Annotated in this window: 28 protein-coding genes and 1 pseudogene; 18 read left to right on the forward strand and 11 right to left on the reverse strand. The window is 70.7% G+C overall.

What is annotated here, in order from left to right:
- Positions 1–68: 68 nt before the first annotated feature.
- A complete protein-coding gene (gene pepN / locus AB0383_RS46410) occupies positions 69–2,636 on the reverse strand; it encodes an aminopeptidase N (RefSeq protein WP_366190854.1) in 2,568 nt (855 codons plus the stop codon).
- Between the two features lie 183 nt (positions 2,637–2,819).
- Between pepN and AB0383_RS46415 the strand changes: the two genes are divergently transcribed.
- Positions 2,820–3,440 (forward strand): DsbA family protein, encoded by a 621-nt coding sequence (locus AB0383_RS46415; protein ID WP_364173354.1) that lies wholly within the window; start codon positions 2,820–2,822, stop codon positions 3,438–3,440.
- A 4-nt stretch (positions 3,441–3,444) separates the two neighbouring features.
- On the opposite strand, the gene AB0383_RS46420 is transcribed toward AB0383_RS46415, so the two are convergent.
- Together AB0383_RS46420 and AB0383_RS46425 are read right to left on the reverse strand one after the other, a co-directional pair.
- Complete coding sequence (locus AB0383_RS46420; protein ID WP_366190856.1) at positions 3,445–4,248, reverse strand: MBL fold metallo-hydrolase; 804 nt, start codon at positions 4,246–4,248, stop codon at positions 3,445–3,447.
- A complete protein-coding gene (locus AB0383_RS46425) occupies positions 4,245–4,991 on the reverse strand; it encodes a 2-phosphosulfolactate phosphatase (RefSeq protein WP_366190858.1) in 747 nt (248 codons plus the stop codon). Before AB0383_RS46425 ends, AB0383_RS46420 begins: the two co-directional genes overlap by 4 nt.
- Before the next feature lie 45 nt (positions 4,992–5,036).
- Here AB0383_RS46425 and AB0383_RS46430 point away from each other — a divergent pair, with 45 nt between their 5' ends.
- Together AB0383_RS46430 and AB0383_RS46435 are read left to right on the forward strand one after the other, a co-directional pair.
- Entirely contained in the window at positions 5,037–5,510 is a 474-nt protein-coding gene (locus AB0383_RS46430) for a ribose-5-phosphate isomerase (RefSeq protein WP_364173345.1), read from the forward strand.
- Positions 5,510–6,319 (forward strand): DNA-formamidopyrimidine glycosylase family protein, encoded by an 810-nt coding sequence (locus AB0383_RS46435; protein WP_366190861.1) that lies wholly within the window; start codon positions 5,510–5,512, stop codon positions 6,317–6,319. The genes AB0383_RS46430 and AB0383_RS46435 overlap by 1 nt, the downstream gene beginning before the upstream one ends.
- 1 nt (position 6,320) lies before the next feature.
- Here the strand turns inward: AB0383_RS46435 and AB0383_RS46440 are convergent, their stop codons facing one another.
- The gene (locus tag AB0383_RS46440; protein ID WP_366190863.1) at positions 6,321–6,890 is read right to left on the reverse strand and encodes a TetR/AcrR family transcriptional regulator; all 570 of its coding nucleotides are present in this window, start codon (positions 6,888–6,890) and stop codon (positions 6,321–6,323) included.
- 70 nt (positions 6,891–6,960) lie between these two features.
- On the opposite strand from AB0383_RS46440, the gene AB0383_RS46445 reads away from it, so the two are divergent.
- The gene (locus AB0383_RS46445) at positions 6,961–7,725 is read left to right on the forward strand and encodes an SDR family oxidoreductase (protein WP_366190865.1); all 765 of its coding nucleotides are present in this window, start codon (positions 6,961–6,963) and stop codon (positions 7,723–7,725) included.
- Positions 7,726–7,883: 158 nt separating this feature from the next.
- On the opposite strand, the gene AB0383_RS46450 is transcribed toward AB0383_RS46445, so the two are convergent.
- Complete coding sequence (locus AB0383_RS46450) at positions 7,884–8,693, reverse strand: hypothetical protein (RefSeq protein ID WP_364173335.1); 810 nt, start codon at positions 8,691–8,693, stop codon at positions 7,884–7,886.
- 142 nt (positions 8,694–8,835) lie between these two features.
- Here AB0383_RS46450 and AB0383_RS46455 point away from each other — a divergent pair, with 142 nt between their 5' ends.
- The 3 genes from AB0383_RS46455 (at position 8,836) to AB0383_RS46465 (ending at position 11,270) form a co-directional block, all read left to right on the forward strand.
- Positions 8,836–9,720 carry a TIGR03619 family F420-dependent LLM class oxidoreductase gene (locus AB0383_RS46455; RefSeq protein WP_366190868.1) on the forward strand — a complete coding sequence of 295 codons (885 nt, stop codon included), beginning with the start codon at positions 8,836–8,838 and terminating at the stop codon, positions 9,718–9,720.
- 1 nt (position 9,721) lies between these two features.
- Positions 9,722–10,162 carry a nuclear transport factor 2 family protein gene (locus AB0383_RS46460; protein WP_366190870.1) on the forward strand — a complete coding sequence of 147 codons (441 nt, stop codon included), beginning with the start codon at positions 9,722–9,724 and terminating at the stop codon, positions 10,160–10,162.
- A gap of 94 nt (positions 10,163–10,256) precedes the next feature.
- Positions 10,257–11,270 (forward strand): hypothetical protein, encoded by a 1,014-nt coding sequence (locus tag AB0383_RS46465; protein WP_366190872.1) that lies wholly within the window; start codon positions 10,257–10,259, stop codon positions 11,268–11,270.
- Between the two features lie 5 nt (positions 11,271–11,275).
- On the opposite strand, the gene AB0383_RS46470 is transcribed toward AB0383_RS46465, so the two are convergent.
- Positions 11,276–11,905: a DUF6000 family protein gene (locus tag AB0383_RS46470; RefSeq protein WP_366190874.1), complete on the reverse strand. Its 630-nt coding sequence runs from the start codon at positions 11,903–11,905 to the stop codon at positions 11,276–11,278.
- Positions 11,906–11,994: 89 nt separating this feature from the next.
- Here AB0383_RS46470 and AB0383_RS46475 point away from each other — a divergent pair, with 89 nt between their 5' ends.
- Together AB0383_RS46475 and AB0383_RS46480 are read left to right on the forward strand one after the other, a co-directional pair.
- Entirely contained in the window at positions 11,995–13,122 is a 1,128-nt protein-coding gene (locus tag AB0383_RS46475) for an acyl-CoA dehydrogenase family protein (RefSeq protein ID WP_366190876.1), read from the forward strand.
- Positions 13,115–14,488 (forward strand): NtaA/DmoA family FMN-dependent monooxygenase, encoded by a 1,374-nt coding sequence (locus AB0383_RS46480; RefSeq protein ID WP_366190878.1) that lies wholly within the window; start codon positions 13,115–13,117, stop codon positions 14,486–14,488. Before AB0383_RS46475 ends, AB0383_RS46480 begins: the two co-directional genes overlap by 8 nt.
- Here the strand turns inward: AB0383_RS46480 and AB0383_RS46485 are convergent.
- The gene (locus tag AB0383_RS46485) at positions 14,454–15,179 is read right to left on the reverse strand and encodes a maleylpyruvate isomerase family mycothiol-dependent enzyme (protein WP_366190880.1); all 726 of its coding nucleotides are present in this window, start codon (positions 15,177–15,179) and stop codon (positions 14,454–14,456) included. The genes AB0383_RS46480 and AB0383_RS46485 overlap by 35 nt on opposite strands.
- Before the next feature lie 41 nt (positions 15,180–15,220).
- Between AB0383_RS46485 and AB0383_RS46490 the strand changes: the two genes are divergently transcribed.
- From AB0383_RS46490 to AB0383_RS46510, 5 genes are all read left to right on the forward strand, one after another.
- Positions 15,221–16,129 (forward strand): MerR family transcriptional regulator, encoded by a 909-nt coding sequence (locus AB0383_RS46490; protein ID WP_366190882.1) that lies wholly within the window; start codon positions 15,221–15,223, stop codon positions 16,127–16,129.
- A 15-nt stretch (positions 16,130–16,144) separates the two neighbouring features.
- Positions 16,145–16,567, forward strand: a complete 423-nt coding sequence (locus AB0383_RS46495) for a hypothetical protein (RefSeq protein ID WP_366190884.1) — start codon at positions 16,145–16,147, stop codon at positions 16,565–16,567.
- Positions 16,568–16,613: 46 nt separating this feature from the next.
- A complete protein-coding gene (locus AB0383_RS46500) occupies positions 16,614–17,042 on the forward strand; it encodes a glycoside hydrolase family 6 protein (protein WP_366190886.1) in 429 nt (142 codons plus the stop codon).
- Positions 17,043–17,133: 91 nt separating this feature from the next.
- Positions 17,134–18,318: an LLM class flavin-dependent oxidoreductase gene (locus AB0383_RS46505; protein WP_366190888.1), complete on the forward strand. Its 1,185-nt coding sequence runs from the start codon at positions 17,134–17,136 to the stop codon at positions 18,316–18,318.
- A gap of 81 nt (positions 18,319–18,399) precedes the next feature.
- Positions 18,400–19,971, forward strand: a complete 1,572-nt coding sequence (locus AB0383_RS46510; protein WP_366190898.1) for a cytochrome c biogenesis protein CcdA — start codon at positions 18,400–18,402, stop codon at positions 19,969–19,971.
- 255 nt (positions 19,972–20,226) lie between these two features.
- On the opposite strand, the gene AB0383_RS46515 is transcribed toward AB0383_RS46510, so the two are convergent.
- Positions 20,227–20,742, reverse strand: coding sequence for a nitroreductase family protein (locus AB0383_RS46515; protein ID WP_364173302.1), 516 nt, complete (start codon positions 20,740–20,742; stop codon positions 20,227–20,229).
- Between the two features lie 230 nt (positions 20,743–20,972).
- Here AB0383_RS46515 and AB0383_RS46520 point away from each other — a divergent pair, with 230 nt between their 5' ends.
- Both AB0383_RS46520 and AB0383_RS46525 read left to right on the forward strand, forming a co-directional pair.
- Positions 20,973–22,676: an APC family permease gene (locus tag AB0383_RS46520; protein WP_364173299.1), complete on the forward strand. Its 1,704-nt coding sequence runs from the start codon at positions 20,973–20,975 to the stop codon at positions 22,674–22,676.
- Between the two features lie 89 nt (positions 22,677–22,765).
- On the forward strand, positions 22,766–23,257 hold the full coding sequence (locus AB0383_RS46525) for a MarR family transcriptional regulator (RefSeq protein ID WP_366190891.1): 492 nt from the start codon (positions 22,766–22,768) through the stop codon (positions 23,255–23,257).
- A 6-nt stretch (positions 23,258–23,263) separates the two neighbouring features.
- Here the strand turns inward: AB0383_RS46525 and AB0383_RS46530 are convergent, their stop codons facing one another.
- The 3 genes from AB0383_RS46530 to AB0383_RS46540 all read right to left on the reverse strand — a co-directional run bounded on the left by AB0383_RS46530 (position 23,264) and on the right by AB0383_RS46540 (position 25,321).
- Entirely contained in the window at positions 23,264–23,962 is a 699-nt protein-coding gene (locus tag AB0383_RS46530; RefSeq protein WP_364173294.1) for an alpha/beta hydrolase, read from the reverse strand.
- A gap of 43 nt (positions 23,963–24,005) precedes the next feature.
- Positions 24,006–24,341: a hypothetical protein gene (locus AB0383_RS46535; RefSeq protein ID WP_366190894.1), complete on the reverse strand. Its 336-nt coding sequence runs from the start codon at positions 24,339–24,341 to the stop codon at positions 24,006–24,008.
- Between the two features lie 362 nt (positions 24,342–24,703).
- Entirely contained in the window at positions 24,704–25,321 is a 618-nt protein-coding gene (locus AB0383_RS46540; RefSeq protein ID WP_366190896.1) for a TetR/AcrR family transcriptional regulator, read from the reverse strand.
- 282 nt (positions 25,322–25,603) lie between these two features.
- Here AB0383_RS46540 and AB0383_RS46545 point away from each other — a divergent pair, with 282 nt between their 5' ends.
- Both AB0383_RS46545 and AB0383_RS46550 read left to right on the forward strand, forming a co-directional pair.
- Entirely contained in the window at positions 25,604–25,783 is a 180-nt protein-coding gene (locus AB0383_RS46545; RefSeq protein WP_366190900.1) for a redoxin family protein, read from the forward strand.
- Positions 25,738–25,832: pseudogene (locus AB0383_RS46550) on the forward strand (MlaD family protein); the annotation flags it as partial. The gene AB0383_RS46545 and the pseudogene AB0383_RS46550, both read left to right, overlap by 46 nt.

Genomic DNA, 25,832 nt, shown 5'->3' on the forward strand with positions numbered 1-25,832 from the left:
ACGCGGGGCTTCCCGCTCCCCTGGAGAATGGGAGCGGGAAGCCCCGCGCGGCAGAGCCGTCGGACTTCTCAGACCTGGCTGTCGAACTCCCGCGCCGCGAGCGCGCGGACGATGCCGGCGCGGCCTTCGGACACGAGCCGGCGCAGTGCGGCCGCGTGCTCGGTCTTGAGCCACTCGTCGGACGCGGTCACCGTGGCCGGCTCGACGGCCCACGAGGGGTAGAGCCCGATCACGGTCGGCTGGGCGCGCTCGCTGGAGCGACGCGTCCACACCTCGTCGATGACCTCGAAGTAACGCTCGACGTAGCTGCCGAGCAGCTGCTTCTGGCCCGGGTGCGAGAAGCCCGAGATGAGGGCGTCGCTGACGGCGTTGGGGATCTCGTCGTCGTAGACGGCGCGCTGCCACGCGTCGGCCTTGGCCTCGGCGGTCGGCTGCAGCGCGCGGCACCGCTCGGCGTGCCGGCGGCCCGCGGCCGTGTCGTCCTTCGCCAGCTCGGCTTCGATGTCCGCGGTGCCGGCCTTGCCGTGGGCCACGAGCGCCTGAAGCAGGCGCCAGCGCAGGTCGGTGTCCACGGTGAGCCCGGGCAGCGGCGCGGAGCCGTCGAGCCAGCCCGCGACGACACCCAGCGTCGCCTCGTCGAGCACGCCGCCGGCCAGCGAGTTCACGAACGCCAGCTGGTGGTCGGATCCGGCTTCGGCACCCTGGGCGAGCTCCAGCAGCCGCCCGGTGAGCGCCGGCCAGCCCTGCTCGGCGGCCCACTTCTGGTCCGCGTATGAGTTCAGCGCCGTCTGCGCTTGAAGCAGCAGCCGCTGCACAACGCCGACCTCGCTCTCGGCGTGGATGCCGCGCGCCACCAGCGTCACGAAGTCGCGCGCCTTGAGCTCGGCCTCACGCGTCATCTCCCACGCGGCCGACCAGCACAGCGTGCGGGGCAGCGGCTCGACGATGTCGGCGATCCTGTCGATCAGCGTGGTCAGCGACGCCGGGTCGAGGCGCATCGTGCAGTAGGTGAGGTCGTCGTCGTTGACCAGCACGAGCTTGCCCGCCGGCTTGCCGACCAGCGCCGGCACCTCGGTGCGGTCCCCGGACACGTCCAGCTCCACGCGTTCGGTGCGCACGACCTTGCCCGCGCCGTCTTCGTCGTACACGCCGACCGCGACGCGGTGCGTGCGCAGCTCACCGGCGCCCGGCTTCGCGCCCGTCTGCACCACGGCGAACGACGCGAACGTGCCGTCGGCCGCCACCTCGTAGCGCGGGCTGAGCGAGTTGAGGCCCGTGGTCTCGAGCCACTGCGCGCTCCACCACGACAGGTCGCGCCCGGACGCCTCTTCCAGCGCGGCCAGCAGGTCGGCCAGCGTGGCGTTGCCCCACGCGTGCTTTCCGAAGTAGACCTTCAAGCCGTCGAGGAAGTGCTCGATGCCCACGTAGGCCACGAGCTGCTTCAGGACGCTCGCGCCCTTGGCGTAGGTGATGCCATCGAAGTTCACCTCAACGGCGTGCAGGTCGACGATGTCGGCCGCGATCGGGTGCGTGGAGGGCAGCTGGTCCTGCCGGTAGGCCCACGACTTCTCGATGTTCGCGAAGCTGGTCCACGCGTTCTTGTACTCGGTGGCCTCGGCCTGCGCGAACACGCTCGCGAAGGTCGCGAACGACTCGTTGAGCCACAGGTCGTCCCACCAGCGCATGGTGACCAGGTCGCCGAACCACATGTGCGCCATTTCGTGCAGCAGCGTCTCGGCGCGGCGCTCGTAGGCGTAGCGCGTGACGCGGCTGCGGAAGACGTAGTCCTCCAGGAAGGTCACGGCGCCGGCGTTCTCCATCGCGCCCGCGTTGAACTCCGGCACGAACAGCTGGTCGTACTTGGAGAACGGGTAGGGCGTGCCGAACTTCTCGTGGAAGAAGCCGAAGCCCTGCTTGGTCTCGGCGAACAGGCGGTCGGCGTCCATGTGCTCCGCGAGCGACGCGCGGCAGTAAATACCGAGCGGGATCGTGCGGTGGGCGTCGGAGAACTCGTCGCGCCACTCGGCGTACGGGCCGGCGATGAGCGCGACCAGGTACGTCGAGATCCGTTCGGACACGGCGAAGTTCGTCACACGGGCGCCGTCGGGAGTGTCCTTTTCGGTCTCGACGAGCGCGTTGGACACGATCTTCCAGTCGCGCGGCGCGTGGACCGTGAGCTTGTACACCGACTTCAGGTCGGGCTGGTCGAAGCAGGCGAACATGCGCTTCGCGTCGGCGGTCTCGAACTGCGTGTAGAGGTACACGCCGTTGTCGACCGGGTCGACGAAGCGGTGCAGGCCTTCGCCGGTGTTCATGTACCGGCAGTCCGCGGTCACCACGAGTTCGTTGTCCGAGGCGAGCTCCGGCAGCGCGATGCCCTTGTCCTCGACGTAAGCGCTCACGTCGAGGTCGGTGCCGTTGAGCACGGCGGAGCGGACGCCCTCGGCGACGAGGTCGATCCACGACGACTCGCCCGGCCGGGTGGCGGAGAAGCGCACTGTGGTGGTGGAGAGGAAGGTCTTCTCACCGGGACCGCCGTGGCCGTCGGTCAGGTCCAGCACGATGTCGTAGGACGCGACATCCAGCAGGCCGGAGCGCTGCTTGGCTTCGTCACGAGTCAGGTTGGGGGCGGGCACGGGCACCTCTGGTCTTCGATTACGGTTGCGGTTTTCGGGCTGTCGGTCATCCAATCATGCGAAGCGGTCCTCGGGCGACGGGGAACAACCGGGCCTATCGCGCGCGTTGGCGCTCAGTGTGGGTGACACCCACTCCGCAAAGGCATGCCTGCCGACGTCCAACCTCGCGAGGAGCTCGTTGAGATGACCGCTGCGTCCCAGCCCACCAAGGTGGACTTCTATTTCGACCCGATCTGTCCGTTCGCGTGGATCACCTCGCGGTGGATCCTCGAGGTCGAGAAGCACCGCGAGCTGGACCTGAACTTCCGGATCATGAGCCTGTCCGTGCTGAACTCGGGCCGGGAAGAGCTGCCGGAGCGCTACCAGGAACTGATGGACAAGGGCTGGCGCCCGGTCCGCGTGGCCACCGCGCTGGCCGCCGCGAAGGGCGAGGGGGCGCTGCGCGACTTCTACACGGAGTTCGGCACGCGCTACCACAACCAGGGCAACAAGGACTTCGACGTCGTCCTCAAGGAGGTCCTCGAAGTGATCGGCGCGCCGGCCGAGCTGATCGAGGCCGCCGACTCGACCGAGTACGACGAGGCGTTGAAGAAGAGCCACCACGAGGGCATGGATCCGGTCGGCATGGACGTCGGCACGCCGACCATCCACATCGACGGCGTAGCGTTCTTCGGCCCGGTGCTCAGCTCGATCCCGCGCGGCGACGACGCGCTGAAGCTGTTCGACGGCGCCGTCGCGATGGCGAGCTACCCGGACTTCTTCGAGCTCAAGCGCACCCGCACGGGTGAGCTGAACTTCGACTGAGGTTTCACGGGGTCGCGAACGCGGCCCTCGTGACGCCGGCAGGGTAGGGCGAGGCCGCCACGGCCTCGTCCGCCCCACTGGCCCCGGCCACCACGGCGGCCTTCAGCTCGTTGAGCCGGCGCAGCCCGTCGCGGTGCTCCCGGACGAACCCGGGGTCCACGGGCTCGCCGTGCCCGGGCACCACGATCCGCGGGTCGAGCGCGATGATCGCCTCGAGCGCGCCCGGCCACTCGCCGAGGTGGGTCTCGTCGCTGAACGAGTCCGCGGTGAAGCCCTTAGGCCCGTGCTCCACCACGTCGCCGGCGAACACGACGCCCGCGTCGGCCACGTGCACCACCAGGTCGTGGTCGGTGTGCGCGCGGCCCGGGTGCACGAGCGCGACGGTGCGGCCGCCGAGGTCGAGCTCGGCCCGGTCGATCACGAGCCGGTCGGGCGGCATGATGCCGGTGCGGTCGAGGGCGTCGGCGATCTCGGGCTTGCCCTCGGCGCGGTATTTCGCGCTCCGCTTGGCCTTCGTGGTGTCGCCGTGGTCCAGCAGCTCGCGCAGGCAGCGTTCGTGGGCCCAGACGTCGCACGGCAGGAACGGCGTGGTGCCGAAGCTGTGGTCGAAGTGCGCGTGCGTGTAGACGACGCTCCACGGCAGGTCCGTCAGCTCCCGCACGGCCGCGGCGAGCTCAGCGCCCTGGTCGACGTCGCCGCGGGTGTCGATCACCAGGCAGCGCTCGGCGCCGATCACCAGTCCCGTGGTCAGGTCGAGCTCTTCGTAGCGCCGCGCGTGCACGCCTTCGGCTACCTCGGTCCAAGTCATTCCGCCTCCAGGGTTTTCCCGCGCAGGGTGGGCGCAGTGGTGCTGACGTCAGTTTGCGCGGCGAGCTCGACGTCGCCGGGGTGGCCGGCCGCGGTCAGTTCGCGGCCGGACGAGCACGTGCGCAGGGCGTGCGAGAGGTCGGTGCCCGCGTAGGCCATGGCTGCGAGAGCGGCTTCCGCCGAGAGCGTGCGGCCGTGGCGGGCGAGGGCCGCGGCGATCGCGCCCGCGCCCAGTTGGTCTTCCACACAAGGGCGCAGGGGTCCGAAGTGCTTGCCCTCGCCGAGCAGGTCGATGCCCCAGCGTTCGCCGGCCGGGATCACGCCGACGGGCCGCCCGGCCGCCAGTTCGAGCGCCTTCGCCGCGACGGCCGATGCGTTGCGCAGGCAGCCCGCCAGCACGTGGGCGCCGGTGGCGGCGGCCGCGGCGGTCAGGGTGGCGCCGTTGGGCGAGGGCAGCGCGAGCAGCGTGCCGGACGGGATGTCCGTCACAGACGAGGGCCGCAGCGTCCACGCCGCCTCACCCGCGACGACCGCGCCCTCGGCTCGCGCTTCGGCGACGCCGCGTTCGTCGCGCCAGCGCACCGGCAGCACCCGGCCGCCGCGCGCGGCGACGAGATCCGTGGTGGTGCAGAAGGAAAGCACGTCGACCACCACAAGCACCGCGCACGCGCCGCCGAGCGCCGTGACGCCTTCGGCACCCCATTCGAGCCGCACGTCGTGTCCCGGCTGCTCCCACGTGTCCACCCCCAGAGCATGCCCGCCACCGGCGGTGATGGCAGACTCGCCGCTGTGCGTGTCTACTTGGGATCCGACCATGCCGGTTTCGAGCTGAAGAACCACCTGGCCAGCCACCTCGCGGGCCAGGGGCACGAAGTAGTCGACGTCGGTCCGCACACTTACGACCCGGTCGACGACTACCCCGCCTACTGCGTGGCCGCGGCGCTGCGCGTGTCCGGCGACGAGGGCAGCCTGGGCATCGTGATCGGCGGCTCGGGCAACGGCGAGCAGATCGCCGCCAACAAGGTGCCCGGCATCCGCGCGGGTCTCGGCTGGAGTGTCGAGACGGCGCAGTTGTGCCGCGAGCACAACCACGCGCAGGTGCTCGGCGTCGGCGCGCGTATGCACACCGTCGAGCAGGCCACGGAGATCGTCGAGGCCTTCCTGGCCACCGAGCCTTCGCCGGAGGAGCGCCACGGGCGCCGGATCCAGCAACTGCTCGACTACGAGCGCACCGGCACGCCCCCGCCCTTGCCGGAAGCCTGATGCCCGAAGGGCACACTCTCCACCGCCTCGCCCGTCTGCACGAACGCCGCTACGCCGGCGCGCCCGTCTCGGTGTCCAGCCCGCAGGGCCGGTTCGCCGAGGAAGCGGTGAAGCTCGACGGGCAGGTGCTGGAGTCCGCCGAGGCGTACGGCAAGCACCTGTTCCACGACTACGGTCCACACGGGACGGTGCACGTCCACCTCGGCCTGTACGGCACGTTCGGCGAAACGCCGCTGCCGGAGACCGAACCGGTCGGCCAAGTGCGGATGCGCTTGATCGGGCGCACGCACTGGACCGATCTGCGCGGTCCGACGCGGTGTGAGCTGCTCGACGCGGCCCAGGTGGACGCGATCAAGGCGCGGCTCGGGCCCGACCCGTTGCGCCGCGACGCCAAGCCCGATCTCGCGTGGGATCGGATCTCGCGTTCGCGCACGTCGGTGGCCGCGTTGCTGATGGACCAAGCGGTGCTCGCCGGTGTCGGCAACGTGTACCGCGCCGAGGTGCTGTTCCGCCACGGCGTCGCCCCGATGGTGCCCGGCCGCGCGCTCGATCGCGGGCTGTGGGACGAGATGTGGGCCGACCTGGTGACGTTGATGCGCCACGGCGTGCGCATCGGCCGCATCGACACGGTGGCGCCGGAGCACATGCCGGCCGCGCAGGGCCGCGCGCCGCGCGACGACCGGCACGGCGGCGAGGTGTACGTCTACCGGCGTGCCGGGATGCCGTGCCTGGTGTGCGGCACGCCGGTGGCGCACCAGGAGCTCGTGGGGCGCAACCTGTACTGGTGCCCGTCGTGTCAGCCCGCCTGAGTCACGCGGTGAGGCCGTCCAGCAGCAGGTCGAGTCGTTCGGCCAGCGCGGCGGCGAGGTCGAACGGCGGTGCCTCGTCGGTGAGCCAGCGGCGGAGGGTGTCGCCGTAGATCGCGGTGACCACTTCGGCGACGGTGCGCGGCGGGAGTTCCGAGCGCAGCTCGCCGCGGTCCTGGCCTTGGCGGATGGCGTCGATCGTCGCGTCGGGCACGGGGTGCTGGTGGGCGACGACCTCGTCGTGGCGCAGGCTCACGTGCAGCATCCGGGTGAGGGTGCGTTCGCGCTCGTTGATGGCCGCCAACGCGGTGAAGTAGCGGTGCAGTCGGGTGCGCGCGGATTCGTCGGAATCGTCGACGGTGAGCAGCTGGTCGCGACGGTCCTGGCCCCATTCGACGAGGAAATCGCGCTTGTGCGGGTAGTGATTGAGCACCGTCTGGCGCGCGACGTCGGCCTCCGCGGCGATGTGGTCGATCGTCGTCGCTTCGTAGCCGCCCTCCTCGAACAGCTTGAGCGCGGCCGTGAGCAGGCGCGCCCGCATCCGGGCCCGGTTCGCCTCGCGTCGTCCTGTCACGGAGTCAGGGTACCGAAGTTTGGGTCGAAGGCTAAACTTAGTCTGGAGACCACACTTCAAAGGAGTGCACATGCAGGTGGACATCCGCGACAAGGTCATCGTCATCACCGGCGCGGCGCAGGGGCTCGGCCGCGCGCTCGCGCTGGGGCTGGCCCGCGAGGGCGCGCGGATCGCGGTGCTCGCGCGCAGCTCGGCGAAGGCGGCGGGCACCGTGGACGAAATCGTGGCCGAGGTGCCGGACGCGCCGAAGCCGCTGGCGGTCGTGGCGGACGTGTCCGACGAGGACCAGGTCCGCGCCGCGGCCGCCGCCGTCGACGCGCACTGGGGCCGGGTCGACGCCCTGATCAGCAACGCCGGCTGGATGCCGCCCGCCGGCACGATGAAAGTGCTCGACTTCGAGCTGGCCGATCTGCGACGGATCCTCGACAGCAACCTCGTCGGCTGTTTCCTCGTGACCAAGCACTTCGCGCCGATCATGATCCGCGGGGGCGGCGGGCGGATCATCTACGTCGGCAGCATGGTCGGCACCCAGGCCGGTCCCGGCGCCGGTGCGTACGGCGCGTCGAAGGCCGGGGTGCACCTGCTGAGCAACGTGGTGCACCAGGAGCTGGCGGACCAGGGCATCCGTACGGTCGCGCTGGCTCCCGGGCTCACGGTCACGCCGGGCATGCGGGTGGCGGCGAGCGAGGAGCACATCGCGCGGGTGAGTGCTCGCTACCCGGGTGGCCGCGTCGGGCAGTCGGAGGACATCGTGCCGTTCGCGGCCTTCCTGTGCAGCCCGGCGGCCGAACACCTGTCGGGGACGCTGGTGGGGATCCGGCCGATCACGGGGTGAGTCCGATGTGGACGGAGTGGTGGAACCGCTGGTATGACTGGGGTTCTGTGTTTCCCCGCCGGCGTGGCACTCGCGCTGAAAGCCGTGAAGGGCCCCCGGGGGACTCGAAGTCCCTCGCGGAGCCCTTCACGGTGCTCGATCCTTGGTCGTGCGTGGGGTCAGAAGTCGAAGCCGCCGCCGCCGAATCCTCCGCCATCGAACCCGCCGCCGTCGAAGCCGCCGAAGTCCTGGCCGCCGCCGTCGCCGCCGTCGAAGCCGCCGCCGTCACCGCCATCGCCACCGTCGCCGCCCTGGTCGCCGGACTCGAGGGCGTCCTGCTGGCCGGCGTCGTAGCCCGACTCCCAGGCCGAGGCGCTGGCGATGCCGCCCATGCCGGAGAACATGGCGCTGAACAGGAACATCGAGCCCAGGCCCCACGCGCCGGCCACGAGTGCGGGCTTCCACCACGGCTCGCTGTACCAGCCCTGCGGTACCGGGCGCCCCGCCACGCGGCCGCCGGGGTAGTAGTACGGCGTGTCCTGGCCGGGGTCGGGCGAGGCCTCGTAGTGCTGGCCCTCGACGTCGACCTTCCGGTGCTCGGTCACCTTGCCGGCGCGCTCGCGCTCGGCCTCGTCCGGCAGCGCCGGGCCGGGGTCGAGGCCCATGGCGGTGCGCGCGGCGCGGACGTAGTAGAGGCCTTCGACGGCGGTGTCCTTCACCAGCCGAGCCTGTTCGACGGTCTGCGCCTGTTCCATCTGCGAGCCGGCGGCGTTGTAGCGCTCGCTGGCGTCGGCCATCGCCTGCTGTGAGGCCGTGTCGGTGCCGGAGATGTTGAGGACCTGCCCGCCGAGGCGTTCGACGAGGCGGCGCGCATCAGCCTTCGCGTCGTCGAGCTGCCGCTGCCGCGAAGCGGCCTGCGACCGGGCGAAGTAGAGCCCGCCCCCGACGATCACGAGGACGAGCACGATCAACAGGATCGCGGTGCCCATGGGTCACTCCACGTGTTGAGCTTGTCTCGGCGGCCCCGTGGCCGCCTTTGAACCGGACAACGCGGACAGTACGCTGAGGGTTCCCGAGAGGTGACGTGGAGCACCTCTGGCCGAGAAAAGTAGAACACGTTACAGTCGGGGGATGAAGTTCTCCCTGTCGATCGCGATGAACCCCCTCGATCAGCTGGGCGAGCTCGCCCGCGCCGCCGAGGAGGCCGGATTCTCCTCGATCGTCCTGCCGGATTCCCTGTTCTACTCGGAGAAGGTGTCCGCGGACTATCCGTACACGCCCGACGGCAGCCGGTTCTGGACCGAGGAGACGCCCTGGGTCGACCCGCTGGTGGCGGCCGCGTCGATGGGTGCGGTCACCGAGCGGCTCGAGTTCTACACGTCCGTGCTGAAGCTCGGCTCGCGCAACCCGGTCCTGCTCGCGCGTCAGGTGAACTCGGTGGCGGCCCTGACCGGCGGCCGGTTCTGCCTCGGGCTCGGCATCGGCTGGTCGCCGGAGGAGTTCGAGTGGTGCGGCGCCCCGTACGAGCGGCGCGGCAAGCGTTTCGACGAGGCCATCGAGGTGCTGCGCCTGATCCTCGACGGCGGCATGGTCGAGTTCCACGGCGAGTTCTTCGACTTCGACAAGCTGCGCATGAGCCCGACGCCGCCGAAGCGCGTGCCGTTCTACATCGGCGGCCACACCGACATCGCGCTGCGCCGGGCCGCGCGCGTGGGCGACGGCTGGTCGTCGGCGATGATGACGCTCGACCAGCTGCGCGACACGATCAAGCGGCTCAAGGAACTGCTGGCCGAGCGCGGGCGCGAGGCCGATCCGTTCGAGTTCCAGGCGGTGTGCGTCGACCGGTTCGGGCTCGACGGGTTCCGCGAGCAAGCCGAGGTGGGCGTGACCGACGCGATCACGATGCCGTGGGTGTTCGAGGGCCTCGGTTTCGACGCCGAGGTGGGCCCGAAGGTCGACGCGATCCGCAAGTTCGGCGAAGAGGTCATCGCGAAGTTCCGCGGATCGGGGGAGTGACATGAGTGTCGAGGTCAGCTGGGACGTCGACGCGGCCCAACCGCCGGCTCGCCTGGCGTCCTTCCGCTCGATGACGTCGGTCGCAGCGGGCGACAAGGGCGCGTGGCTGGCGTTGTTCGCGCCGGACGCCGTGGTGGAGGACCCGGTGGGCCCGTCGATGTTCGACGAGCAGGGCAAGGGCAACCACGGCCGCGAGGGCATCGGCGCGTTCTGGGACCTGACGATCGCCCACGTGGAGCGCTTCGAGTTCGTGATCCGCGACTCGTTCGCCGCGGGCGCGGAGTGCGCGAACATCGGCACCATCACCACCTACCTGCCCGGTGGCTACCGTGTCGACACCGACGGCGTCTTCGTATACCGCGTGGGTGAAGACGGCCTGATCACCTCGATGCGTGCCTTCTGGGAAACCGAACGCGCCATGGCGACGGCGCGTCAGGTCTGAGCTGCCCGATACCACCTCCGCGGGCGGTCTGACCGGCCACTGTTCGGCTCGCGGTCCCTCCGGGACGCCCGCGCGCGGGCTTACGGTGGGGCGCATGATGGCTCGTGGTGTGCACCTTGTCGGCAGCGTGCCGCTCGAGGACTCGGAGACGGTGTTCCGCGCGGTCTCGGCCCACCTCGGCGAGTTCGTCCGGCGGGTGACGGACGGCGAGACGGGCGTCCGGTCGAACTGGACGTTCTGGCAGCGGGCGGTGTTCGCGCGCACCCCCGGCCTGGTGACCGACGACGTCCACCGCGGTGAGTACAGCAGCACACCCAAGTACCGGCTGGCCGGTCCCGCTTCGGCGGTGCGCTTCGGCCCCCTCGGCTACGCCCAGGCGGCGCTGTCGTCGTGGGTCGTCTTCCGGCGCCTGCGCGCGGCGGGGGTGCTGCCGGACGTCCGCTTCCAGGTCAGCCTGCCGACGCCCCTGGCCCCGATCTGCGTGCACGTGGACACCGCCGACCAGGCCGCCGTCGAGCCCGCCTACGAAGCCGCGATGCTGCGCGAGCTGGAGCTCATCACCGACGCCATCCCGGCCGACCAGCTCGCGATCCAGTGGGACACCGCCGTCGAGTTCGGCATGCTGGAGGGCGTTTTCCCCAGCTGGGTCCCGGATCTCGAGGCCGGCGTCCTCGACCGCCTGACCCGCCTCGGCAACGCCGTGCCCGCCGACGTCCACCTCGGCTACCACCTGTGTTACGGCGACAGCGGCGGCCGCCACTTCGTCGAACCCGCGGACACCGCGCTCCTGGTCCGCGTGGCGAACGCCCTGGCCGCACGGCTTTCGCGGCCGCTGGGGTGGATTCACCTGCCCGTGCCGATCGGCCGGACGGATCCGGAGTACTTCGCGCCGCTGCGGTCCTTGGCGTTGCCCGCTGAAACCGAGCTGTACCTCGGTCTTGTGCACGACGCGGACGGCGAACCCGGTGCCCGCAAACGCATCGCGGCCGCACTGTCCGCTGTGGACTCCTTCGGCATCGCCACGGAATGCGGCTTGGGCCGCCGCCCGCCGGAGACGGTGCCGGGCTTGCTGGCCCTGCACGCGGCGGTGGCGGAGCTGACGTCCTGATCTGTTCAGTGGGTGGGCGGCAGGGCTTCCATGCAGAGGTCGGCGTACGAGCATTGCGTCCGGATGAGGTCACGCGACTGATCCAGCGACACCGGCACGTCGGCTCGGTCAGAGGGGAACCTGGCGTGCAGCCAGTGCGCCCAAGGCCCGGTTTCGCCGAGGAATCGGGCTGAGTACTCGGTGCCCAGCCGCGTGTCCAGGTAGCTGAGCGCGCCCATGGCCGAGTCCTGCTCGCCGCGGTCGGTGCGCGGCAGGAACGCGTGGAGGTAGTCGGCCAGCAGATGTGCGTCTTCCTCCGTGCCGAATCGTGCCAGCGCGAAGCAGAATCCGCGGCCGGCGTAGACGCGTTCGTTCGCGAGGAGGAGCTCGCCGATCCGTTCACGGTGCGCCGCGCGCCGGGCGAAGGCGACTAGCCACGACGCCGTGAGTTGCGCGCGCCATTCGTAGCCGAGCAGCAGCGCGAGCTCGTCTTCGGTGATGTGCAGCGAGTCCTCGGCCATTGCGCGGCCGAAGGACTGCCGCGCCGCCGGGTCGCTCAGGAACTGGGTGTTGATCAACTGCAGGTACCTGCGGCCCGGCGTCACGTACCTCTCGACGACGGCTTTGAGTGCGGGCTCGTGCAGGTGGTTGCGCATGCGGGGATTCTGCCTGCACGAGCGCCTGACCACGAAGGCCTTTTCCTGGCAAGATCGCCAATCGGGAGTTGCCGAACAGGGGAGGCGTCATGGCTGCCGGACATCCGCTCGGACCGCCGGCTCACGAGCAGCACTGGGTGGACTTCGCGGCGCAGCTTGCCGCTGAGTTCGCGCTCACGACGGCCGAACGAGACCGGACCGGCGAGTTACCTGTCGAGAACCTCCGACGGCTGAACGCCAGCGGACTCGACACCGCGCTGCTGCCGGCCGAGTACGGCGGCCAGGACCTGAGCTACCGCAGTTACGGCGCGATCGTCCGGCTGCTGAGTGCGGCCTGCCCGTCGACGGCGTGTGTGTGGGTGATGCACATCGGCGCGGCGGCGGGGCTGGTGGAGCTGTCGGAGCCTGACGTGGCGCGGTTCTTCGCCGAGCGGCTGGCGGCTGGCGCGCGGTTCGCGAACGCGTTGAGCGAGCCGGCGGGCGGGAACCTGTTCCTGCAGTCGCAGCAGCCCGCGGAGGCGGTGGCCGGCGGTTTCCGGCTGAGCGGGGAGAAACGCTTCTCGTCCGGGTGTGAGATCGCCGACCACTTCCTCGTCAACGCGAAGGTCGACGGCGTCTCCACGTTCTTCGGGCTCGATGCCGATCCCACGACGATGACGTTCCAACCGAGCTGGGACGCGATGGGCCTGCGCGCGAGCGGCAGCCGGCTGATCCGCTTCGGCGGCACGCTCTTGCCGCACGAGCGCCGCTGCCCGCCGTCGAAACGGCGGCGCCCCAACCACATCGGAGCCGGGGTGGCGGCGTTGTCGCTGGGGGTGGCCGATGGTGCGCTGGCTGCGTTGCGCGAGCACGCACGCGCCCGGAAGGTGCTGCCGGGCGGCGGGACGGTGGCGGAGCAGCAGTGGGTGCGCTTCGGCGTCGGCGAGCTGGAGAGCCGGCTGCAGGCCGCGGCGATGTTCGCGCAGCACATGTGCTGGCTCGCCGACGAGAACTCGCCCGGGTTCCTGCCCGCGACGATGCGCGCGAAGCTGCTGGCCAACGACGTCGCGCGCGAGATCGCCGACCTCGGTGTGCGCGTGGGCGGGGGCTCGGGGTACCTGAAGACGTCGCCGATCGAGCGGTGGTTCCGCGACGCGCAGGCGGGCTGGCTGATGGCCTACTCCGCCGAGACCTGCAAGGACGTGATCGGCTCGCAGGTGCTGGGCGACGATGCCTGAGCGCATGCTGTTCAACGCGTTCCACATGTTCGCCGTCTCCCACCACGCGCAGGGGCTGTGGGCCGAGCCGGACAGCCGTCAGCTCGGCTACACCGACCCCTCGATGTGGCTCGACCTCGCGCGGACGTTGGAGCGCGGCCGATTCGACACCCTCTTCTTCGCCGACGTCCTCGCACCGTACGAGACCTACCGCGGCTCGCGCGACGCGGCAGTGCGGGAGGGGATGCAGTTCCCGACCGGCGATCCCTCGGTGCTGATCCCGCTGCTCGCCTACCACACGCAACACCTGGGTTACACGTTCACGCAGAACATCCTGCAAGAAAACCCGTACCCGTTCGCCCGCAAAGTGTCCACTCTGGACCACCTGACGGGCGGGCGGGTGGCGTGGAACATCGTCACGTCGTTCCTGCCGGGCGCGGGCCGCAACCTCGGCTACGGCGGCCTGCCGGGCCACGAGGAGCGCTACGGCCGCGCCGAGGACTTCACGCAGGCGGTGCTGAAGCTGTGGCTGCACAGCTGGGAAGACGGCGCGGTGCTTCGTGATCGTGAGCGGCGCGAGTTCGCCGATCCGGCCAAGGTGCACGCCGTGGTCCACAATGGACCATACTACCGGCTTGACGGCCCGCACCTGAGCGAGCCGTCGCCGCAGCGGGTGCCGGTGCTGTTCAACGCCGGTGTTTCGCCGACGGGCCGCGCGTTCGCCGGCCGGTACGCGGAGTGCCTGTTCGTCAACTCTCAGGACCCCGCCGAGGCGGCCCCGATCGTCGCCGACGTGCGCTGGGCGGCGGCCGCCGAGGGCCGGAACCCGGCGCACGTCAAGGTTTTCGTGCCGCAGTCCTACTTGCTCGCCCGTACCGAGGCCGAGGCCCGGCGGCGCCACGCCGAGCTGCTGGAGCGCCAGACCGTGGAAGGGAACCTGGCGCGCGCGTCGGTGTTCGCCGGGCACGACTTCGGCCTCGACGACCCGGACGCACTCGTCGGCGACCTGCGGCTGCGCGAGGTGTCGGAGCCCGTGCGCAAGCTCCTCGCCTCGACCACGCGGGACGACTGGACACTCGGAGAGCTGATCCTCAGCCGTACCAGCAAACGCGTGGTCGGGACGCCCGAGCAGGTTGCCGAGAACATCGCGCGCTGGCGGGACGCGGGTGTCGACGGGATCAACCTCGAATACGTGATTTCCCCGACGAGCTTCACCGAGTTCGTGGACCACGTCGTCCCGCTGCTGCAGGCGCGCGGCCTCATGCAGCGCGAGTACCGGCCGGGGACGTTGCGGGAGAAGCTTTTCCCCGACGGCGGTCCTCAGCCGCCGCGGGGCCACCCGGCGTGGGCGCTCACGCCGCGCTGTGGGCCAGCCAGTGGTCGATGAGGCCGCGGTCGCCGGTGATCGTGACGTCGTCGGCGGGACGACGGCGGGTGAAGACGAGCAGGAGGTCGGTCAGCGGGCCGGCGAGCGTGGCGTCGGCGGAGGCGGTGCCACGGGTCCACTCGATACCGTCCGGAGTGCGGGTGAGGTGCCAGCCCTCGGCGTCGTCGGGGACGATCCGCAGGGTCTGACCGGTGCCGCGCAGCTCGGCGACGTCGGGTTTGAGCGTCTGCGTGACGGGGTGCGCGAGCAGTTCCAGCCAGTCGGTGATCGCGTCCTCGGCGAGATCCGGGGAAACGGAGAATTCGCGGCCCGCGGCGTCGGCGTGGTGGACGATGGTGTCGTTGAGCATACGGCGCAACCAGAACGTGGCGGGTCCCGGGCCGAAGAACGTCCACACGGGACCGTCGCTCGTGGACACCGCGTCGACGAGATCCGCGGCTCCCGCGTGCAACCAGCCGGACCAGCCAGCCGGGTCGCCGGGGTCCGCGTCGAACGGGTCGGGCACCGGCGACGGGCCGGAGCGGACGATGCTCGCCGACCAGCGGTGCGCCTGGCCGACGTGGCCGACGAGCACGCGCAGCGGCCAGTCAGGACACGTCGGCACGCGGGCGTCGGGGTCGGCGCCGGCCGCGGCTTTCGCGAGGGCGTCGGTGTGGTGGTGGAGTGCGTCGGCGAGTCGGGTGGTGTCCATGGCCGTACCGTAGGAACTCCATCCGGCTGGAGGTTCTACCGATGGTGACCGAGGTCACACTGGGGATCGGCGACCTGGCGCGACGGACCGGCGTGCCCGTCCGCACGATCCGCTTCTACTGCGACGAAGGCCTGCTCGAACCCACCCGCAGCGTGGGCGGCCACCGCCGCTTCGCCGAGGACGCCGTCGAGCGGCTCACGCTCGTCCGCCGGATGCGCGGCCTGGGCCTGGGGCTGCCGCTGATCACCGACGTCCTCGCCGGCCGCCGCTCCCTGGCCGACGCCGTCGCGGCCGAACGCGCCGCCTTGGACCGCGAGGTCGCGACGCTGGCCTGGCGACGGTCTGTCCTGCGCGCCGTCGAGGACGCGACCCCGCTCGACCGGCCCGCGCGCCTCGAACTGCTCTCCGCCGTGGAAGACGGGTACGCCGCCCACGACGTTCTCGTCCGCCTCTGGCACCCCATGACCACCGGCCCCGTTCCCGCCGACTCGGCCCGCATGTTCCTGGACATCAGCGCGCCGCCGCCCCCGGAGCTGCCGACGCCCGCGCAGGTGATCGCCTACGCGTCACTCGTCCTGCTCGCCTCGGACCGCTCGTTTGTCGATGCGCTGCGCACCAGCACGCTGGTCGACCACGACCGGATCTCCGACCTCGCCGCCCTCCACGCCGAGGTGGCCCAGGCCTGCGAGCTCGCCTTCCCCGCCGTGACGTCGGGCACCCGCCCGACGCCGGGCCCGGCTCTCGACCGCTTCGTCGCCGCCCACGCCGCCGCCCTGCGCGCCACCGACACCCCGGCCTTCCGCCGCGCCCTCAACCACCGCACGGCCCCCGACCGCGACCCCCGCGTGCGCACCTACTGGACCCTGGCGGGCCAGGTCACAGGCGAACCGGCCCCGATGGGCGTCACGCACACCTGGCTGCTGGATGCGTTGAATGCTTCGGCCGGCTGAGAGGTGCGCCGTCCCGTGAAGGCGAATCCGAAGGCCGCGCTGCTTTCGCCTGTTGTCGTGCTGCTGGCCGCATGCGGGCCGACGGCGAAGGCGTTCGATCCGCCCCAGCCGGCGCGACCGCCGTACGCGTTGCTCGCCGGCGCGGATGGCTTCTATGTCAATCCCGACAACCCCGCCGCGAAATGGGTGCGGACAGCGCCGCCCGGCCCGCGCACGGACTCGATCCGGACGCGGATCGCCACGAGGCCGGCGGCCACGCTGATCGCGGAGCCCGCGGCAACTGCCCGCGAGGAAGTCCGGGCAGCGGTGACCGCCGCCGCGGCGGGCGGAAGCTGCCGATCCTGCTGCTCGACGCGGATCGGGCCGGTGCGTGTGCGGACGGGGGTGCGCGGTAATTCGGCGAGGTGGCGCGAGGGCTGGGGGACGACCGCGCGCTGATCGTCGTCGGGGGCGCCACTGCGAATCCGGTGACGCTGCCCACGCTTTGGCGTCAGCGGCCCGGACGAAGGTGCTGCTCGACGTGTCCGATGCGGCGTCGCCGGAGGTTGCCGCGCAGCGGGTTGCGGCGAGCGGGCCGGACGTCGACGGGTTCACCACCAACGTCGGCGGCTACGCGCCCGAACGCGTGGCCATCGCGATCAGCCGGGCGATCAGCCGGGCCCTTGCCGCGATCGCCGGGAAACGCGACTACACCGCCGTGATCGACAGCAGCCGCAACGGCAAGCCGGTCTCCGGTGCGGGTAACCCGGCCGGTGCGCGAATCGGGTCGTACGAGGTGCTCTCCGATGACGGCGCTCCGCAGCAGCTGTGGCTCACCGTGCCGGGCATTTCCGACGGGCCGTGCGGAACCGCCCCGTCCAGCCGTGCCGGCGACTTCGGCCCCGACCTCGCCGCCGCCCTCGCTCGACGCTGAGTCCCAGGACGGCGTCCCAGATCTTGGACAACCTCGCCAGACGTCTGACGTCCAACCTATTGTCGCGGCGGACGAGGGCGAGGAGTGGTGCATGTCCGAACGTGATCGGGCTCGGTTGGCGGAGCCGGCGCAGCCGCAGGATTTCCCGGACAGCCCGTTGAGCCGGGTGTTGCGGCAGCCGTTGCTGCTGGGGGTCTTCCTGCCGCTGCAGACGGGTGGGTGGTCGCAGTCGACGTTGCCGCGCGGGACGGACTGGACGTTCGACTACAACCGGGCGCTGGCGCAGCAGGCGGAGAAGTACGGGTTCGACATCGCGTTCGGGCTGTCGCAGTGGCTGCCCAAGGGCGGGTTCGGCGGCCAGACGCACTACCGCGAGAACTTCCTCGACCCGTTCGTCTCGGCGATCGCGCTCGCGTCGGCGACGGAGTCAATCCTGTTGCTGGGCACGGTGCACGTGCTGTACGGGCCGTGGCACCCGTTGCACCTGGCCAAGTTCCTCGCCACCGCCGACCACATCTCGGGCGGGCGCTTCGGCGCGAACATCGTCACCGGCTACGCCGACACCGAGCCCGCGATGTTCGGGCAGCTCAAGCCCGAGCACGACAAGCGCTACGCGATGGCCGACGAGTTCGTCGCCGTCTGCAAGGACCTCTGGGCCGGGGAGGACAACCTGACGTTCCACGGCGAGCACTACTCGCTGCAGGAGGCCTACGCGTCGCCGCTGCCGAAGTACGGCCGCCCGATCCTGGTGTCCGCCAGCGGTTCCCCGGCGGGTTTCGCGTTCGCGGGCCGCAACTCCGACCTCGTGTTCATCTCCAGCCCGGCGGGCGAGAACATCGACCGCGCGCTGGAGGCGTTGCCGGCACACGTGGAGAAGGTGAAGCAGGCTGCGCGGGACCAGGGCCGCGAAGTGCGTGTAGTGATCAATCCCACGGTCGTTTCGGCGCCCACGAGCGCTGAGGCGCACGCGCGCTACCAGGCGATCATGGACCACGCCGACCTCGGTGCGATCGGCGCGTTCACCGACCGCCACACCGCGGGCGACAGCCAGTCGTGGCTCGAGCACTCCGCCCGTGGTCGCGCGGTCGGCGGGCACCTGCACATCGTCGGTTCGCCCGAGGAGGTCACGGACAAGCTGCGCCGCCTGCACGAAACGGGCATCGACGGCGTTCAGCTGACCTTCTACGACTACCAGCCCGAACTCGACTTCTTCGGCACGCAGATCGTGCCGCTGCTGGAAGAGGCCGGGCTGCGCAAGAGTGTTACGAATCCCTGACTGTCCACGCGGGACCGGCTGCCGCGGCCGGTCCCCGGCCTACTCTGTGCGAAGACAGAGGAGGTCACCCTGATCACGTTGGTGCTGATCGGCTTGGTGGGCGGGCTGATCACCGGCATTTCGCCGTGCGTTCTCCCGGTTCTGCCGGTGTTGTTCATGACGGGCGGGGCAAGCGGCGCGGCAGCGGCACCCACGCGTCGCCGGCCGTTCCTCATCGTCGCGGGGCTGGCGTTGAGCTTCAGCCTCGTCACGCTCCTTGGCACGCTCGTGCTCGCCGCGCTGCACCTGCCCGGTGACGTGCTGCGCTGGACGGGGCTCGTGGTGCTGGTGGTGCTCGGCGTCGCGATGATGTTCCCGCGCGTGCAAGACCTCCTGGAACGCCCCTTTGTCCGGCTGGGCCGCAAATCCGTGCCGGGCGACCGCGGTGCGTTCGTTCTCGGGCTCGCGCTCGGCACCGTCTACGTGCCGTGCGCGGGGCCGGTGCTCGCGGCCATCACCGTGGCCGGCGCGACGCACACGATCGGCGCGTCGACGGTCGCTTTGACGATCGCGTTCGCCGTCGGCACGGCGATTCCGCTGCTGTTCTTCGCGATGGCCGGCAACCGCGTCGCCGAGCGGGTGAAGGCGTTCCGCGACCGGCAGCGCCAAGTCCGCATCGCCGCGGGGATCGTGGTGATCGGGCTGGCCGTCGCGCTCACGTTCAACGTCACCGACGCGCTGCAGCGCGCCATCCCCGACTACACCGCGGGACTGAACCAGGCCCTCGGCGCGGACAAGGTCGGTGGTGGCAGCCTGCAGGCGTGCGACCCGTCCGACGAGCTGCAGGACTGCGGCACCGCGCCGCAGCTGGTCGGCATCAACCAGTGGCTGAACACTCCCGGCGGGAAACCGGCCGCGCTGCAAGGGAAAGTCGTGCTCTACGACTTCTGGGCGTACTCGTGCATCAACTGCCAGCGCGCCATCCCGCACGTCGAGGCGTGGTACCAGCGCTACCACGACGCGGGCCTGGAGATCGTCGGCGTCCACACGCCGGAGTACGCGTTCGAGCACGTCCCCGCCAACGTCGCGGACGGCGCCGCCCGCCAGCACATCACCTACCCCGTGGCGATCGACAACGACTACGCCACCTGGAACGCCTTCAAGAACGAGTCCTGGCCCGCCGAGTACCTCGCCGACGCCACCGGGCACGTCCGCCACGTCTCCATCGGCGAAGGCGACTACGACGGCACCGAGTCGCTCATCCGCGAGCTGCTGACCACCGCCAACCCGGGCCAGACGCTCCCACCGCGCACCGACGTCGCCGACGACACCCCCACGAACCCGTTGCAGAGCCCGGAAACCTACCTGGGCTCCGAGCGCAGCGGCGCGGGCGGCGCCCCCGTCGACCTCCAGGGCAAGTGGACCACGACCCCCGAATACCTCACCGCCGGCGACGATGCCTCCCTCACCCTCACCTACGACGCCTCCGCGGTCTACCTCGACGTCGGCGGCACGGGCACCGTCACGGCGACCGCCGGCGGCGTCACGAAGACGATCCCGGTGTCCGGCAGCCCGGACATCCACGCCGTCGTCCAAGCCCCGACACCCCAGCAGGGCACGGTGACTCTGAAGCTGAGCCCGGGACTGCAGGCGTACTCGTTCACGTTCGGGTGAGGTTTCGAGCCCGGTCGAAAGGCATCCGGGGCGAAGTCCGTCTTCTTCCGGCCGCGGGGTGACGGCTTTGCGCTGAGTGAGGACAACGGCACCGTGCGGCTGCGCACCGACGGCCGCCTCGCGGCCGCCGGGCACCGACCGGGCGGTGCGCTGCCGGCTCACCGTCGCCGCGGCCGCGGCGCGGACGATCTGCGCGTGGTCCGCGCCGGTGCTCACCCCGAGCGGGCGGACAAGCTTTCGACCCTGCTCGAAAGGTCACCACCGGCCGCGGTGCACGACTTCGTCGAACGGGCGGCGCGTGGGGTTCTTGATGGGCCGCAACGGCCGGTCGGCGGGGTAGCCGATGGCCAGCATGAGTGACACGACGTGGTCGCCGGGCACCCCGATGATCTCGCGCGCCCGGTCCTGGTCGCCGATCGACGAGTGCCCGGTGCCGATGCCGAGGTCGGCGGCCGCGAGCATCATCGCGTAGGTGGCCTGTCCGAGGTCGTACTGGTCGAGCACGCGCGTGCGGTCGTCGGCCGGTTCGGGCACCACCAGCACGATCGCGGCCTGGGCGCCGGCGAGGTGCCCGGCGCCCTGCCAGACCGTGGAGAGCTCACGCAGCTGCGCGCGGTCGGTCACGAGCACGAAGTCCCAGTGCTGGCGGTTCGACGCCGAGGGCGAGCGCCAGCCGGCCTCGGCGATCCGCGTGAGGTGCTCTTCGGCCACCGGCTCGTCGGTGTAGCTGCGGACGTTGCGACGGGCGCGGATGGCGTCCCAGGTCTCCATGGTGTTCTCCTCTTCGCGCGCTTGCCCGGTGCCGGAAAGGACCGTTGCGGGACAAGGCTGCCACGGCGGGCGTGGGCACCGCCACCGCGTCGCGCCCGAACCGCGCGTGATCCACTGTGGACGAACGCCGGCCCTGGCCAACTGTTTCCGTGGGTAACAATCTTGCATCCTCGTGTTTTCCCCGGCGTTCACCGGGGTAGCTGGCCGTCGGACAACACAGAGGAGGCCCTATGGGCGTGGACGCCGGAACCACTAGTCCGGAACAGGTGGGCGCGGCTGGCGACGACAAGCGGCTGAAGAAGCACTTCGGCCCGATCGGCCTGCTCTTCACCGCCGTCGGATCGGTGATCGGGTCCGGCTGGCTGTTCGGCGCGCTGAACGCCGCGGAGCTGGCGGGGCCGGCCGCGATCGTGTCGTGGGGGATCGGCGCGGTGATGTTCATCCTGATCGGGATGACCTACGCCGAGCTCGGCACGATGTTCCCGCACTCGGGCGGGGTCGCGCGGTTCCCGCACTACTCGTTCGGGTCCTTCGCCAGCTTCTCGATGGGCTGGGTCACCTGGATCGCCGCGGCCGCGGTGTCGCCGATCGAGGTGCTCGCGGTCGTGCAGTACGCCACGAACTACGTGCCCTGGCTGGAAACGCTCGACGCGGACAAGAACGCCGTGCTCACCCCGGCGGGCACCGGGATCTGCATCGCGCTGCTCGCGGTGTTCGTGCTCGTGAACTTCTTCGGCGTGCGCTGGTTCGCGCGGATCAACAACGTGCTCGTGTGGTGGAAGCTCGCGATCATCGCCGTGGTGATCGTCGTGTTCCTGTTCACCGCCTTCGACGGGAGCCACTTCACCGACTACGGCGGCTTCGCGCCCTACGGCGCCCACGGCATCTTCTCCGCCGTCGCCAGTGCCGGGATCGCGTTCTCCTTCTTCGGGTTCCGCCAGGGAGTGGAGCTTGCGGGGGAGACGTCGAACCCGAAGCGCAACGTGCCGCTCACCCTCATCGGCTCGGTCGTGCTCACCGGGATCCTGTACGTGCTGCTGCAGATCGCGTTCATCGGCGCCGTCCCGTCCGACGCGGTGGCGAAGCAGGGCTGGCAGAACGTCGGCGCGAACTTCTCGGCCGGTGGCGACGTGCTCGCCACGTTCGGGCCGCTCGCGGCGATCGCCGGCATCCTCGGGCTCGGCTGGCTCGCCGGGCTGCTCTACGCCGACGCGATCATCTCGCCGGGGGACACCGGCCTCATCTACACCGGCGTCACCGCGCGCATCTCGTACGCGATGGGCCGCAACCGCAACGCGCCGGCCGGGCTGTCGAAGGTGAACAACACCGGCGTGCCGTGGGTGAGCCTCATCCTCGCGTTCGTGGTGGGCTGCTTCTTCTTCCTGCCGTTCCCGGGCTGGAGCCAGCTCGTCCAGTTCGTCACCAACAGCACCGTGCTCTCGTTCGGGTCCGGGCCGCTGGTGCTGCTCGCGATGCGCAAGCAGCTGCCGAACCAGGTCCGGCCGTTCCGCCTCGGCCGCTCGGGCGCGTGGATCGTCGCGTTCCTGGCGCTGTTCTCCACGAACCTGATCATCTACTGGACCGGCTGGGACACGAACTGGAAGCTGTTCGTGGTCATCGCGTTCGGCTACGTCCTGCTGGCGCTGCACCAGACGCTGGCCAAGGGACGCACAGCGCGCATGGACTTCCGGCACGGCTGGTGGGTGCTGGTGTGGTTCGCCGGGCTGGCGATCATCAGCTACCTCGGCGACTACCCCGAGCAGGACAAGCACGCCGGCAACCTCGGCGTGCTCGACTTCGACCTCGGGGCCGTCGCCTCGCTGGTGCTGACGGCGATCGTCATGGCCCTCGCGCTGCGCAGCGCGCTGCCGCGTGAACGCGTCGAGGAGATTCTCGCCGAGCACCGCGACGACGAGGAAGAGGCTGTCGCCTGAAGTCCACTTCCCACACCCCGGCTCGCCGTCGCGATGCCGGGGTGCTGCGGTTTCGGGCTATTCTCCCCGTTTGCGGCAGACTGGACGCCATGACCCGACCGAGTCCGGTGGCCGACACCGCCGACGTCGACGCCCTCACCGACGCCGTGCTCACGGCGTCGCGGCTGCTCGTGGCGGTGTCGGTCCGGTCGATCGCCGCGGCCGGCGACCGGCTGACGCTGCCGCAGTTCCGGCTGCTGGTGGTGCTGCACACGCGCGGGCCACTCAAGCACGCGACCCTCGCCGAGCACCTGGGCGTGACGCCGTCCACGGCCAGCCGCATGGTCGACCGGCTGGTGGCCGCGGGGCTGGTGCACCGGCAGCACAGCCCGGTCTCCCGGCGGGAGATCGTGCTGGAGCTGACCGACGAGGGGATGAAGACCGTCCGCCAGGTCACCGCGCGCCGGCGCCGGGAGATCGCGAAGATCGTGGCGAAGATGCCGGAGCAACGGCGGCGGAGCCTGGTGGAGGCGCTGGCGGCGTTCGCCGAGGCCGGCGGCGAACCGCCGGTCGGTGCGGGACCGGAAGCCGCCTGGGGCTGACGGTGATCACCGCCGGCCGGCCTTGACCTTCGCCACCACTTCGAGCAGCAGGTCGGAGACCGTGTCGGGCGCCGTCACCGACGGCGTGTGGTCGACATCGTGCACCCGGACCTCGGCACCCATCCGTTCGGCCATGAACCGCTGGTTTCCGGCGGGGACCATGCGGTCCTGCTCGGCGAGCAGGTACCAGGACGGCACGTCGCGCCACCGCGGGCGGCCCACCGAGACCGTGATGCACGCGCCGGAAATCGGGCGCTGCAACGCGCGCAGGCGGACCTGTTCCTCGGCGGAGGCGTTCGGCGCGAAGGCGGCGGCGAAGGCTTCGTCGGGGAGCCAGATCAGGCCGTGGGCGTCGGGGGCCAGCGCCGGCGCCTGGAGGTGCGGCGTACCGCGCCCGAAGACGTCGGCGACGGTCTCCCCTTCGTCCGGGGCCAGCGCCGAGATGTAGACCAGCGCCTCGACCTTCGGTGCCGTCACGCCGCCGAGAACACCGCCGGCGTAGGCGTGCCCGGCGAGCACCACGGGACCTCCGGCGTGCTCCACTGCGCGGTCCAGGGCCGCGACGTCCTCGGGCAGCGTCGTGAGCGGCAGCGAAGCCGCGAGAACACGTACACCGGCCTGTTCCAGCGTGTCGATCACCTTGCTCCAGCTGGAACCGTCGGCCCAGGCGCCGTGGGCCAGTACAACGGTGGGGTCGGAAGACACACGCGCTCCTTGGTTCGGGGATTTCACGGTGCTGATCGAACCCTCACCACCGAACCGATTTCGAGGCTGTTCCGGGAAAAATACGTGCCCGATCTCGTTCATGCGGAGTTTCTGTGTTCTCCGAAGGAAGTTTGGATGGGTCGGCTCGGGTCACAGCGGCCAGACCGCTTTGCCCAGCTTCGCCGATGATCTTCCCGTCCAGTCCCGCGACGCGACCGGCGGGCACGATCGCCAGCAGCAGCAAGGGGAACAGGTCGAGCGGGTAGGTCCACAGGTACTGGTTGGTGTGCAGGAGCATCAGCCAGATCGGGCCGAGCAGCAGCAGGCCGCCGATGGCCGCGACGCGCGTCAGCAGCCCGAAGGTGAGGCCGATGGCCACGCCGAGCTCCGCCAGGAGCCGGAACCCTTCGAAGAAGCCGAAGTTCGGCAGGACGACGCTGCCGTAGAACCAGTGCAGCGAACTCCGCGCGCGGTCGAAGTGGATCTACTCTCTGGTCGTTCACGATTTACCCGCCCACGGGAGACAACGATGACCCACCAGACCGCCGAACCCGTTGCCCTTGACGAAAAAACGAGCATTCCCACCAAATCGCTGATACAGCTTACCGTCGCCTTACGGATTTCCGTGGGGCTCGACTGGTTCAGCAACTTTCACCGCCGCTGTCAGTGGCCCGTAAGACATTGCCGAAATGTTTCCCGGCGGCTGATCTCTTTCGCGTGTGGACTGTCCGCTGTGGACGCTCAGTTCGCCGCGTGGCGTTCGATGATCGCGATCATCGAGTCCAGACCGGCTTCCAGCGCCTTTGTGGAACGCTGCGCCTGGGCCAGCACGAGGCCGCCCTGCAGCGCGGCCAGCATCGCCAGCGACAGGTGTTCCGCGTCGGTGTCTTCGCGCAGCACGCCGTGGTCGATCATGTGCCGGAGCCCGTCGCGGATCGCCTCGGCCCAGAGGGTGAAGCTGTGGGACAGCGCAGTGCGCGCGTCGGCGTCGTGTTCGGCGAGCTCTCCCGAGAGGGTGGCCAGCGGGCAGCCGCCCTGACAGCGCAGGTCCTGCTGCAGTTGCACGAGCGCGTCGCGCCAGGCGCGCAGGGCGGCGAAGCTGTCGAGGCGGGACAGCAGCGCGTGCTGGCCGCCGACGATGCGCGTGGTCTGGAACTCGATGACGGCTCTGGTCAGGGCGCTTTTGTCGGCGAAGTAGTGGTAGATCTGCGACGAGCTGACCCCGGCGGCATCGCGCACGTCGGGAGTGCTGGTGCCGGCCACGCCGCGTTCGGCCATCAGCTGGGCGGCCGCGGACACGATCCGGTCCCGGGTGGCCTGCCCGCGGGCGGTCAAGCGGGCCGTCGCCGTCTCTGTCATGCCCCCAGTCTACGGAAAACCTGGCGAACTGGATTTGACTATCCAGTTCGCGGCCGGTACTACTGGATTGAGCTATCCAGTTCTGCCGGCTGGCAGGGCTGCGGGGACTTCGAAAGGTTTGATGTGACCACCACCAGCAGCACCATCGCCGAACGGGTCGAGGCGCTCCAGGAAGGCATGGCCGCGCAGATGCCCGCCGCGGCCGCGGCCGCGTTCGGTGGCGAGCAGGCCGCGCTGGACGCCACCGGCGTGCCCGCGGGGGTGCTGTCCGCCGGCGCCCCCATGCCCGACGGTGACCTGCTCGACGCCCACGGCGCCGCCACCACGCTCACCGCGGCGCGCGCCGGCAAGCCCGCCGTGGTCGTGACCTACCGGGGTGCCTGGTGCCCGTACTGCAACATCGCGCTGCGCACCTATCAGGCGGCATCTTCGTCAACTCCGAGGTCGCCTACCGCGGCGTGACGGTCGGGCGCGTGTCGGCCATGACGCTCACCGGCCACGGCCTCGACGT

The sequence above is a fragment of the Amycolatopsis sp. NPDC051373 genome, assembly GCF_040689465.1.
In the GTDB taxonomy this organism is placed as follows: Bacteria; Actinomycetota; Actinomycetes; order Mycobacteriales; family Pseudonocardiaceae; genus Amycolatopsis.